A 12,655-nucleotide genomic window follows, 5' to 3' on the forward strand; every position below is an offset into this window, starting at 1 on the left:
TTACTCCGCGTCGGCATCGCCCTCGGACTCGCCCTCCGCAGCTGCCGCGGCTTCGGCGCGTTCGGCTTCCTCGGCCGCTTCGCGCAACTGGGTGGCGCCGAAGTCGCCGAAATCATAGTCGCCGAAATCGGGGTTCGCGTCGGTCTCGAAATCCTCGTCGGCGTCGGGGCGGGTCCCGGGGCGCGCGTCGGGCTCGACCATCGCCGGATGGGCGGCGGTCGTGTCTCCGGCGATGTCGGACGCGTTCTCCCCGCGCTCGTCCTTCGGACGGGTCAGATCGGGATGAATCTGCTCCTTGAGCATGCGGCGGGCGTCGCCGGCGGTGACGAAGCTGCCGCAGATCAGCACGCCGCGGCCGTATCCCACGCCCAGCTCGTCGGATTCGTCGACCATATTCACGGCCGCCTGAATCGCATCGGGCAGATCGGGCTCGCAGACGACGCGCTCCCGTCCGAAGACGCGCACGGCGATGGCCTCGAGCTCGTCGGCGGGCATGACGCGCTCGCGCCACGAGTTCTCGGTGACGACGATCTGGCTCAGCACCGGTTCGAGCACGCCGAGATATTCCTCGACCTGCTTGTCGCGCATCATCGCGACGACGCCGACCAACTGCTCGAAGCTGTAGTTCTCCTCGATGGCCGCGCGCAGGGATTCGGCGGCGTTGACGTTGTGGCCGCCGTCGACGATGATCGTCGGCGAGGAACGCACCTGTTCGATGCGTCCCGGGATACGCACGCCGGACAGCGCCTCGGCCACGAGATCGCCGTCGAGCGCGCCGGAGACGGGGATCACGGCCTCGGCGGCGGCGAGCGCGGCGAGCGCGTTATGCGCCTGATGTTCGCCGAATTTGGCGACCGGCACCTGCTCGTAGCGCCCGCGCGGTGTGATGAGCGTGGCGACCTGGCCGCCGACGGCGGGCATGCGGTCGGCGACCTCAAGCTCCTCTCCGTCGCGCAGCATCGTGGCGCCGGCCTTGACGGCGGCGGCCTCCAGAATCGGCATGACCTCCTGCTCATGCGGCTGCGGGCCGATGACCGCGGTGCAGCCGGGCTTGATGATGCCGGCCTTCTCGCCTGCGATCTGTTCGACGGTGTCGCCGAGCCAAGCCATATGGTCCATGTCGACCGGGCCGATGATCGCGGCGTCGGCGTCAAGCACATTGGTCGCGTCCCAGGCGCCGCCCATGCCGACCTCGACGACGGCCACGTCGACCGGGGCGTCGGCGAACTTCCAGATGGCCATCGAGGTGAGCACCTCGAAGAAGCTCATCGGCCCGCGCCCCTGCTCGGCCATCTTCGCGTCGACCATCGCCACGAGGTCCTTGATCTGGTCCCATGCGTCGATGAAATCGTCGTCGGAAAGCTCCTGGCCGTCGATGGCGATGCGTTCGTTGACGCGTTCGAGATGCGGCGAGGTGTAGAGGCCGGTGCGCAGTCCGTAGGCGCGGCAAATCGCCTCAGCCATGCGCGCGGTGGAACCCTTGCCGTTGGTGCCGGTGATGTGGATGACGCGGAAGGACTGCTCGGGGTGGCCCAACAGGTCGATCATGATGCTCATCCGGTCGAGGTCGAGGTTGGTGGTGCTGTGCTCGGGCGGGCGGGACATGATGTCCAGCTCGACGTCACGGATGGTCTCGTTGCTGCGGTTCGGATGCTCGAATGACATAAGGGTTCGCGGTTTCCTCTCGATGCTTGAAACGCCACCCATTCTAGCCGAATGCCGCGCCGCTGGCGGTAGTATGGGTGCGGATTATTCCGAACGCCATATATTGAGGAGTTGCGAAGATGAGTGACGTCATCACCGACAAGGACCGGGAGTACGAGGCGCGCGAACGCGCGATGGCCCCCGGCGACGACCAGCCGACGGAGGATCGTGTGAACAACCGCACGCTGCGCCCGACGGGCGACGCGTTCCGCGAGTTCATGACCACCGGTTGGGACAATCAGGAGCCGGCCATCGAGCCGCTGGCGTCGAGCAAGTTCACGCCGGCGCGTTTGAAGGCGCTGGGACAGCGTTTCGTCGGCGAACGCTTGGTCATTCCGGCCGGCACGCCCAAGGTGCGCGCGAACGACTGCGACTACGCCTTCCGCCCCGACACGACCTTCGCCTATTACACGGGTCTGGGCCAAGATTACGAGGCGGGCGCCGTGCTCGTGCTCAATCCGGTGGCCGAAGGCAGCGAGGAGGCCAAGGCCGGCATGACACATGTCCCCGAGCTGTTCGTGGCGCCGCGCGCCGATAACTCGACCGCCGACTATTACATGAACGCGCATTATGGCGAGTACTGGGTGGGCCCGCGCGCCGGCCTCAAGGAATTGGCGGCGATGACGGGCATCGAGACGCATGACATCGCGCAGCTGCCGGATGCGCTGGGCAAGGATGTCGGCTCGCAGGCGGGCGCGGTGCGCGTGCGCGTGATCCGCGAGGCCGATCCTGCCATCACCGCGATGGTCGAGGGCGTGCGCCAGGCCAATGGTTTCGCCGATCCTGACCGCAACACGGCCGCCGACGACAAGCTGCACGAATTCGCTTCCGAGGCGCGCATGGTCAAGGACGAGTATGAGATCGGCGAGATGCGTCGCGCCGTGGCCGCCACCAAGCGCGGTTTCGACCGTATCCTCGCCGCGCTGCCGGCGGCGGTAGACCAGCCGCGTTCCGAGCGCATCCTCGAGGGCGCGTTCAATTCGGTGGCCCGCGAGGACGGCAACGAGGTCGGATATGACACGATCATCGCCTCCGGCCCGCACGCGCCGATCCTGCACTGGATGCGCAACACGGGCGTCGTGCGCAACGGCGACATGCTGCTCATCGACGCCGGTGTGGAGACCGACAGCCTCTACACGGCCGATATCACGCGCACCTTCCCGACCAACGGCAAGTTCACGCCGTTGCAGAAGGAGATCTACGAAACCGTGCTGCGCGCGCAGGCCGCCGGCTTCGAGGCCGCGCAGGTGGGCGCGACCTATTCCGATATCCACCATGCGGTGATGCGCGTGCTGGCCGAGCAGCTGCACGCTTGGGGCATCCTGCCGGTGAGCGTCGAGGAATCCCTCTCCCCCGAGGGCCAGCAGCACCGCCGCTGGCATGCCTGCGGCTGCGCGCATCATCTCGGCCTCGACGTGCACGACTGCGCGCAGGCCCGCTATGAGTCGTATCAGGGCGCCGAGATCCGCCCGGGCATGATCTTCACAATCGAGCCGGGACTGTATTTCAAGGAGAACGACCTGTTGGTGCCGCCGGAATTCCGCGGCATCGGCGTGCGCATCGAGGACGACGTGCTCATGACCGAGCACGGCCCCGAATGGATCTCCGTCGACATCCCCAAGACCGTCGAGGATGTGGAGGCGTGGATGCGGCGTTCCGCTCAGCAGTCCAAGTAAAACCGTTCCCCTGTCATCCTGAGCGGTACCTAACTGTCATCCTGAGCGGAGGCGAAGCCGGAGTCGAAGGATCTTATTCCCAGCCGATTGAGATCCTTCGACTCCGCCCTACGGGCTCCGCTCAGGATGACAAAAACTTAAGTGAGGAAATAAAAATGGCAACGCCTCCCTTCGTATTGGACCTCCGCAAGAAAATCGGCCACGACCCGCTGTGGCTGCACGGCGTGACGGCCTGCGTGCTCGATGGCAAGGGGCATATCCTGCTCGGCCGGCGCGCGGACACCGGCGAGTGGGCGATGGTCTACGGCATCATCGACCCGGGCGAGCAACCGGCCGACGCCGCTGTGCGCGAGATCAAGGAGGAGACCGGCGTGGACGCGACCGTCACCGATCTGGTCTCCGTCACCTCCGGCCAGCCGATGACCTACGCTAACGGCGACCAGGTGCAATACATGGACGTCTCGTTCCTGTGCGAACCCAAGCCCGACGGCAACACCGCCCCCTATGTCGGCGACGACGAAAGCCTCTCGGTCGGCTGGTTCCCGCTCGACCAGCTTCCCGAGCCGCTGGCAAAGAGCACCGTCGAGCGCCTCGCCATCTTCCACCGGTATCTGGAGAACAAGGCCAAAGGCGACGCGCACGCGATGTTCCGTTTCGACGGCCAGCTGCACTGAGCCCGCTCCCGGCATTCCCCCACAGTCTCCTGGCGTTACCCATGTGCCACTTATCGGCGCGGCGGTAACGCCAGGAGGCCGTTTGGCGTTACCGCCGCGCCAATATGCGGCGTGTAAGTAACACTCAAACCTCTCAGCGTTGTCTCCGCGCCGGTAAGTGGCGCGTGGGTAACGCTGGGCATGCTCTCACCGTTCCTCACGTGCCGCTTACCGGCGCGGAGACAACGCTGACGGCACCAAGCGATGCCCGCATGCCATATACCGGCGCACAGGTAACGACGAACCGCGTATTTCCGCAGTGAATATATTCATATCTCTTACTAAAATAAGTCGCAGGCCAAGGAAGGCCGACATAACACGATAACGACCCACCTCACGCAAAGGAAAGCCATGCCCTACGCTGCCGTTCCCCCATCCGTCCAGGCGTTCATGGACCGCATCACCGAACTGTGCGGCGCCGAGCACATCCGCTGGGCCGAGAATTTCAACGCGGCCTTCGCCAACACGCTGACCACCACCGTCAACCGGCACGAGGACGGCACGACCTTCCTGCTGACCGGTGACATCCCGGCCATGTGGCTGCGCGACTCGACCGCGCAGGTGCGCCCCTATCTGGTCATCGCCGAGCACGACCCCGATCTGGCGGACATGATCGCGGGACTCGTGCGCCAGCAATTCCGCTACATCACCATCGACCCGTATGCGAACGCCTTCAACGAAAAACCCGACGAGTCGGCCTGGGATCCGCGCGACCGCAGCGATTTCCGCAGTCCGTGGGTATGGGAGCGCAAATACGAAGTGGATTCGCTGTGCTATCCGATCCAGCTCGCGTGGCTGCTGCATGCGAACACCGGGCGCGCCGACCATTTCGACGACGAATTCGCCGCGGGCGTCCGGCGCATCCTCGATGTGTTCGAAACCGAAACCGATCACGAGGGACGCTCGTCGTATCGGTTCGTGCGCGAGGGCGGCCCCGCCATCGACTCGCTCGAACACGACGGCAGGGGCACGCCGGTGGCACAGACCGGCATGACCTGGTCCGGCTTCCGCCCCAGCGACGACGTGTGCGACTACCATTATCTGGTGCCGGCGAATATGTTCGCCTCGGTGGCGATGGGATATCTGGAGCGCATCTTCGCCGACATCGTGCCGGACGCCGCGACGGTCTCGCGGGCCGCGGCGCTGCGCCGGTCCATCGACGAGGGACTGGCCGCTCACGGCACGACGACGAACGCCGCCGGCGAGACGATCTGGGCCTATGAGGTCGACGGACTGGGCCACGCCAATCTCATGGATGATTCGAATGTGCCGAGCCTTATGGCGGCGCCGTATCTTGGTTTCTGCGATTCCGACGATCCGTTGTATCTCGCCACCAGACGCACGCTGCTCTCGCCCGAGAATCCGTATTATTACGAGGGTGAGTTCGCGCGCGGCATCGGCTCGCCCCATACGCCCGAGCGATATGTATGGCCGATCGCACTGTCCATCCAAGGCCTGACCAGCCCGTCGCACGAGGAGAAGGCCGCGATCCTCGACAATCTCGTCGCCATCGACGCGGGTACGAATCTCATGCACGAGGGCGTGTGCGTGGACGATCCGACCCAATACACCCGCCCGTGGTTCTCATGGTCGAACATGATGTTCTGCGAGCTGGTCATGGATTATTTCGGCATCCGCGTGAAGCGCTGACGAGACGCGTCGTGTGCCGCTCCGCCGGTCTCGCGCGCGACGCCGGCGGAGCGGTGCGCGCATGGGTATCGAAGAATATGTTTAGGGCGGAGGTGCGGCTGTTTTCTTAGACGGCTTGTGGCCAGACCAAGCCCCCTCCCACACGGGCAGGGAACACTTGACGATCTTGCGACCCTGTTCCTTGCAGTCGGGATCATCCCGCATGGGCGGGGAACGCCGATGGCTACTTCCAAGTTCTCACGGGTCACGAGGACATCCCCGCGTGCGCAGGGAACACGTGACGAAGGAGAACGTAACGTTCGACCAGTGGGAATCATCCCCGCATGGACGGGGGAACACTGAGGCGGCACAGTCCCGTCTTGATCATTCGTGGGTTCATCCCCACGTAGGCAGGGAGCACGAGCACGCCTATCTTGCTTTGCACGCTTGGCAGGGATCATCCCCGCGTAGGCGGGGAACACAACAGGATGGCGGGCATCGTGTAGCCGGTGATGGGATCATCCCCGCATGGATGGGGAACACATGGTGCATGACATCGCCACATACTGCCGGATGGGATCATCCCGCGTAAGCAGGGAACATATGCGGGATGGCAGCCCGCCCGCGAATTGCTGGGGATCATCCCCGCATAGGCAAGGAACACCAGAAATGCGAGACCGAGCGCGCCAAGAAGTGGGGACCATCCCCACGTGAGCGGGGAACACTCGATGGTAACGCCGGAGCAGTCGGACGCCATGGGATCATCCCCACGTGGACGGGGAACACGAGCCGCAGCCACAGGCGGAGTCGTCTTGGTCGGGGATCATCCCCGCGTGGGCCGGGAGCACGGATCGTAGCCGGTGGTCCGTTCGCCAGTCGTGGGATCATCCCCGCGTGGACGGGGAACACTTGGCGCCATGTCAGGTGCATCCACACCTTCGGAGATCATCCCCGCGTGGGCGGGGAACACCAGACGCGGCCCACGTCAAACAATTCGGTCACGGGATCATCCCCGCGTGGGCGGGGAGCACTGAGGCGGCACAGTCCCGTCTTGATTATTCGTGGGATCATCCCCGCGTAGGTAGGGAGCGCAACAGGATGGTGGGCATCGTGTAGCCGGTGATGGGATCATCCCCACGTAGGCGGGGAGCACGCGAAGTTGCCTCACGTATTCCTTGAAGTGCTGGGATCATCCCCGCATGGGCGGGGAACACATGGCTTCCTTCTGGCCCGTCCGGTAGTTCTTGGGATCATCCTCGCGTGGACGGGGAGCACTTCGACGCGTCGACAGTGCCGGTGATCTTGACGGGATCATCCCCGCGTGGGCGGGGAACACGAGCCCTTCAGCTCGGGGTTGAGTTCGACTATGGGATCATCCCCGCGTGGGCGGGGAACACCGTTCGTCGTCCCCTTGGGGCACGTTGACCTCGGGATCATCCCCGCGTGGGCGGGGAACACCAAGAAGGTACCACCGTATTGCTTGCACGCTGGGGATCATCCCCGCGTGGGCGGGGAACACTCGGTTCTAGAAACAGCGGCTTGTTCGTGCTGGGGATCATCCCCGCGTGGGCGGGGAACACGGCGCAGGAACTCGGTCAGATGGCGGCAGGTGGGGATCATCCCCGCGTGGGCGGGGAACACTTGATGGCGGCGTCGATTTTCGCCATGTCCGTGGGATCATCCCCGCGTGGGCGGGGAACACTACTGGCTGCGATACGGCTATTACGTGCAACGGGGATCATCCCCGCGTGGGCGGGGAACACCATGGCCACGACGCGGCGCTGTTCCATGTCCTGGGATCATCCCCGCGTGGGCGGGGAACACATATTAGTCGATGCTCGGGAGAGTCTGAGGAAGGGATCATCCCCGCGTGGGCGGGGAACACGTAGTCGCCGCCGGGCCAGAACGGGCGCACCAGGGATCATCCCCGCGTGGGCGGGGAACACACAATGAAACTGGCCCCAGGAACGATCTATGTGGGATCATCCCCGCGTGGGCGGGGAACACGTTTCCGATCCGACCGTCACAGTCTCCACCGCGGGATCATCCCCGCGTGGGCGGGGAACACTCGAGGAGTCGTTTGACTGATTCTTGGATCGAGGGATCATCCCCGCGTGGGCGGGGAACACGCGCGATGAGTGGATAGAACCTTTCGACGGGCGGGATCATCCCCGCGTGGGCGGGGAACACAGCTCTTCGTTATCGCCGACACTCACGACGGTGGGATCATCCCCGCGTGGGCGGGGAACACAACGTCGAATTGGTCAAATCCCACACGTTCTTGGGATCATCCCCGCGTGGGCGGGGAACACGGAAGGACGCGCCCGGACTCAACCACAATCAAGGGATCATCCCCGCGTGGGCGGGGAACACTGGATCAGCGCCAACGGACTCGACAAGAACGTGGGATCATCCCCGCGTGGGCGGGGAACACGTGGTTACGACGGCGGCGGGGTCGCCATGCGGGGGATCATCCCCGCGTGGGCGGGGAACACATTCGAGGGAGGGGTCCCGTGAGATGGGTTCGGGGATCATCCCCGCGTGGGCGGGGAACACGGCGGATGGAAGTTCAAAGCCACGCGCGGATGGGGATCATCCCCGCGTGGGCGGGGAACACCGTTTGTCGTTCTGTTGTTCCGCGATGTCGATGGGATCATCCCCGCGTGGGCGGGGAACACACTTGGAAAACGTTGTAATCCCAATGAGAATAATAACGTCATCAATGGATGATATTCAGTTTGTCGTTGGAAAAGAAGACACCACCCATGGGGAGGTGCGTCCTTCGGAACATGCCGCTGGTTTGATGCCATACGCCAGCCACGAAACATTAATCGTGCGTCGATATAATTGACATCAAGCGAAAGGAGGCGGCGTTATGCCTATGGTGACTATGGACGTGCCCATCAGCGTCGATAAGTATTATGCCGGCGAGTCCGTCGCGCGTGCCGAGGGCGTGAGCCTGTACCAGAAGATCGAGGAGTGGGTGACCGAGTATATCGAGGATGCCGAGGATACCAAGGCGTTGGCCGATGCCATCGCCGAGGATGACGGAACTCGATATACCGACGCCGAGTTGCGCGAAGAACTGGGCCTATGAGTTGGCGCGTGGAATATACCAAGAGCGCGCGGCGTGACCTGAAGAAACTCGATAGGCAGGTTCAGCGGCGCGTGCTTGACTGGATGGCCGAGCATATCGCCGGATGCGACAACCCGCGTTACACGGGCAAGCGTCTCGTGGGCAATCTGTCGGGTTGGCGTTACCGCGTGGGCGATTATCGCGTGGTGTGTCGGCTGAAGGATGATGTCGTGACGGTTGACGTGGTGCATGTCGGCCATCGACGCGAGGTATACAAGTGATGACGTGGCCCGGTTGCTCTCTTGGGTGACCGGCGTTGTGTTACTAGTGCGACACGCCGGCGTTTGCACAGGTATGCACTAGTGATGCGCATTGGTCATGTCGTCCGATGAGGCCGACAAAAAGAGGTCACACAATGGGACTCAAGGAAATACGGGAGTCCCAAGTACTGACGCAAAGGCAACTAGCCGAGAAAACCGGGATAAACCGGACGCTGCTAGCGCGAATGGAGTCCCGGCCGATGGACGACGTGAGATTTAGGAACGTCGTCAAGCTTGGCGACGCGCTGGAAGTGTCGAACTTGCGAGACCTCCTCAATCATTCCCGCGTGGGCGGGGAACACGACGGCATATGGCGGCTCATATTCCGGCTCGCGGGATTATCCCCGCGTAGGCGGGGAACACGGTGGCAGCTGGGCGCGCTGGGCATCATGTTCGGGATCATCCCCGCATGGGCGGGGAACACATCGGGGTCGACCAGGCAGGCAACGCGGCCTGCGGATCATCCCCGCATGGGCGGGAACACATGAGGGTGCTTTTGCTGCTTCCGGCCCGCCCGGGATCATCCCCGCGTGGGCGGGGAACACTGTCACACGTCGCCATCGTCAAAATGGACTTAGGGATCATCCCCGCGTGGGCGGGGAACACCTCAAGCTTTATGCAGAAGGCGAGTGCCACACTGGGATCATCCCCGCGTGGGCGGGGAACACTGGCCCATCAACGACATGGTCGGAGCGGCGGAGGGATCATCCCCGCGTGGGCGGAGAACACGTACCGGCCTTGCCGGCGCGGTGGAGGAACTTGGGATCATCCCCGCGTGGGCGGGGAACACATTCGACCTCAATACCGTCGCCGATTACGAACAGGGATCATCCCCGCGTGGGCGGGGAACACCGCGCGCCACTGCCACGAAATCACCCGCGACGGGGATCATCCCCGCCGTGGGCGGGGAACACATGTTCCGGCAGCGGGAGCCTCCCGTGCCCGCGGGATCATCCCCGCGTGGGCGGGGAACACTCGCTCGAAACGTCGCTGCTCGGCGACACCCCGGGATCATCCCCGCGTGGGCGGAGAACACGAGGTCGATGGCGGCCGTGTGGTTGGAGTCGCGGGATCATCCCCGCGTGGGCGGGGAACACTTCATCTCCGGAACCGTGAACGCGCGCCGCTCGGGATCATCCCCGCGTGGGCGGGGAACACGTCATCGGCGTGTCGTACTAGAAGTTGGGTGGGGGATCATCCCCGCGTGGGCGGGGAACACGGACTCGACAACGGCACCGCTGCCATGTGCCGGGGATCATCCCCGCGTGGGCGGGGAACACTGCGGTTGCAAGATTTTCCCCAGTGTACGCCAGGGATCATCCCCGCGTGGGCGGGGAACACCAGCGTTCGAGCCAGTCGCGCAGGTAGGGGCTGGGATCATCCCCGCGTGGGCGGGGAACACGCCTCGGACAGCTTGACGAGACCGTCCCACCCGGGATCATCCCCGCGTGGGCGGGGAACACTGATAGCGTGCCGATTGGCGCGTGCGGATCCTTGGGATCATCCCCGCGTGGGCGGGAACACTCTCCTTCCTCCGGTTTCCCGGACAATAGTTCGGGATCATCCCCGCGTGGGCGGGGAACACCCCTCGGCTCTCGTGAACCACGAGCTCGACAAGGGATCATCCCCGCGTGGGCGGGGAACACAAGGCAAGCCTCGCCACGCTCAAGGGCGACAAGGGATCATCCCCGCGTGGGCGGGGAACACTTGATGCCATACATCGTCGCGCTCGAGGAGGCGGGATCATCCCCGCGTGGGCGGGGAACACTCGGCACCGAAAACAACCTGACCGGTCTCAGTGGGATCATCCCCGCGTGGGCGGGGAACACGCGTAGGCATTGTTCAGGGCGCGCAGCGCGGTGGGGATCATCCCCGCGTGGGCGGGGAACACAACGACAGGGCCCCGGAAAGACCCCGCGCCCAGGGATCATCCCCGCGTGGGCGGGGAACACATGGCGTCCAGCGCGGCCGGCGCCGTGATGTTGGGATCATCCCCGCATGGGCGGGGAACACGCGGCCATGGCCATGTAGCCGTACACCGAATAGGGATCATCCCCGCGTGGGCGGGGAACACGAATACGGGCCCGGCGACGTGTGCCACCTGAAGGGATCATCCCCGCGTGGGCGGGGAACACAACACGCCATCCACAACCGTTCCGACGGTCTTGGGATCATCCCCGCGTGGGCGGGGAACACCGCGGCCGAGATAGCTGCATGGGGCAACGACTGGGATCATCCCCGCATGGGCGGGGAACACATGCGGGTTCACAGATCGCTTCATGGCGTCCTGGGATCATCCCCGCATGGGCGGGGAACACTCGACGCTGACGTATGTCTGCTGCGCCTCGATGGGATCATCCCCGCATGGGCGGGGAACACATCATTACCACGGTTTTCGAGCCAGCCGACAAAGGATCATCCCCGCATGGGCGGGGAACACTCGACGCTGACGTATGTCTGCTGCGCCTCGATGGGATCATCCCCGCATGGGCGGGGAACACATCATTACCACGGTTTTCGAGCCAGCCGACAAAGGATCATCCCCGCATGGGCGGGGAACACAGGCCCTGAATCTCCACCGGAGACGCCTTGGTGGGATCATCCCCGCATGGGCGGGGAACACGGAGGACGGCAAGGTCGATAAGCTGCCGCCGGGGGATCATCCCCGCATGGGCGGGGAACACAGATCTGGAAGCTCGGCGACAGCATCCTCGCCGGGATCATCCCCGCATGGGCGGGGAACACTATGGTACCGGCAGAACGGGCGAGTCATCTGCGGGATCATCCCCGCATGGGCGGGGAACACCACAGCCACTTCCACACGTCTTCCTCGCGTCGGGGATCATCCCCGCATGGGCGGGGAACACCTCGCGTTCCTCCTGGGCCTTCTTCCGGCGCTGGGATCATCCCCGCATGGGCGGGGAACACCCTCAACGCGGCCAAGAACCGTGTGACGCAACGGGATCATCCCCGCATGGGCGGGGAACACGTCTTGGAATCAGGGGAGCAAACCACCGGAATTGGGATCATCCCCGCATGGGCGGGGAACACACGTTCCTGCCGGCCTTCCAAGCGATGGTGCCGGGATCATCCCCGCATGGGCGGGGAACACTTGTTCACGGCCGTGGTGTCGTCGGTGACCACGGGATCATCCCCGCATGGGCGGGGAACACGTCTTGGCGTCATCCGTCGAGGTGCCGATTGGGGGATCATCCCCGCATGGGCGGGGAACACGCCTTGGATATCCCCGTGCAGGGCGATGGTCTGGGATCATCCCCGCATGGGCGGGGAACACAAGTTGGGTGGATTCGATTTGCCATCCCAACCGGGATCATCCCCGCATGGGCGGGGAACACCAACCTCCCCCAGCTGATGATCGTCAACAACGGGGATCATCCCCGCATGGGCGGGGAACACGTACCAGATGTCCTGCACCTCCTTCGTGGTTTGGGATCATCCCCGCATGGGCGGGGAACACGGCCAGCCAGTCATCGCAGACGTGCTCCCTGGGGGATCATCCCCGCATGGGCGGGGAAC

Annotated in this window: 7 protein-coding genes and 4 CRISPR repeat arrays (1 of these 11 cut by a window edge); of the genes, 6 read left to right on the top strand and 1 reads right to left on the bottom strand. The window is 64.4% G+C overall.

Translation table 11 applies throughout. From position 1 onward, the window contains the following. Positions 1 to 1,665: a bifunctional folylpolyglutamate synthase/dihydrofolate synthase gene (locus AC1AUD_RS03205; RefSeq protein WP_476572018.1), complete on the bottom strand. Its 1,665-nt coding sequence runs from the start codon at positions 1,663 to 1,665 to the stop codon at positions 1 to 3. A gap of 119 nt (positions 1,666 to 1,784) precedes the next feature. Here AC1AUD_RS03205 and AC1AUD_RS03210 point away from each other — a divergent pair, with 119 nt between their 5' ends. The 6 genes from AC1AUD_RS03210 to AC1AUD_RS03235 all read left to right on the top strand — a co-directional run bounded on the left by AC1AUD_RS03210 (position 1,785) and on the right by AC1AUD_RS03235 (position 9,079). Beyond that, a complete protein-coding gene (locus AC1AUD_RS03210) occupies positions 1,785 to 3,380 on the top strand; it encodes an aminopeptidase P family protein (protein WP_476572019.1) in 1,596 nt (531 codons plus the stop codon). A gap of 155 nt (positions 3,381 to 3,535) precedes the next feature. Next, complete coding sequence (locus AC1AUD_RS03215) at positions 3,536 to 4,054, top strand: NUDIX hydrolase (protein ID WP_476572021.1); 519 nt, start codon at positions 3,536 to 3,538, stop codon at positions 4,052 to 4,054. Positions 4,055 to 4,444: 390 nt separating this feature from the next. After that, positions 4,445 to 5,743 carry a glycoside hydrolase family 125 protein gene (locus tag AC1AUD_RS03220; RefSeq protein ID WP_476572023.1) on the top strand — a complete coding sequence of 433 codons (1,299 nt, stop codon included), beginning with the start codon at positions 4,445 to 4,447 and terminating at the stop codon, positions 5,741 to 5,743. Positions 5,744 to 6,846: 1,103 nt separating this feature from the next. Beyond that, positions 6,847 to 8,401: direct repeats of the CRISPR family, unit length 29 nt; unit sequence GGGATCATCCCCGCATGGGCGGGGAACAC. A 43-nt stretch (positions 8,402 to 8,444) separates the two neighbouring features. Next, the gene (locus AC1AUD_RS03225; protein ID WP_476572025.1) at positions 8,445 to 8,573 is read left to right on the top strand and encodes a hypothetical protein; all 129 of its coding nucleotides are present in this window, start codon (positions 8,445 to 8,447) and stop codon (positions 8,571 to 8,573) included. A 24-nt stretch (positions 8,574 to 8,597) separates the two neighbouring features. Then, positions 8,598 to 8,819, top strand: coding sequence for a hypothetical protein (locus AC1AUD_RS03230; protein ID WP_476572027.1), 222 nt, complete (start codon positions 8,598 to 8,600; stop codon positions 8,817 to 8,819). 8 nt (positions 8,820 to 8,827) lie between these two features. Next, positions 8,828 to 9,079, top strand: coding sequence for a type II toxin-antitoxin system RelE family toxin (locus tag AC1AUD_RS03235; RefSeq protein WP_476572029.1), 252 nt, complete (start codon positions 8,828 to 8,830; stop codon positions 9,077 to 9,079). Positions 9,080 to 9,634: 555 nt separating this feature from the next. After that, positions 9,635 to 9,971: a CRISPR direct-repeat array (repeat unit 29 nt). Positions 9,972 to 10,064: 93 nt separating this feature from the next. Continuing rightward, positions 10,065 to 10,582: direct repeats of the CRISPR family, unit length 29 nt. A gap of 92 nt (positions 10,583 to 10,674) precedes the next feature. Further along, positions 10,675 to 12,655: a CRISPR direct-repeat array (repeat unit 29 nt; unit sequence GGGATCATCCCCGCATGGGCGGGGAACAC) (it continues 2,626 nt past the right edge of the window).

This window comes from Bifidobacterium sp. LH_730 (genome assembly GCF_056355835.1).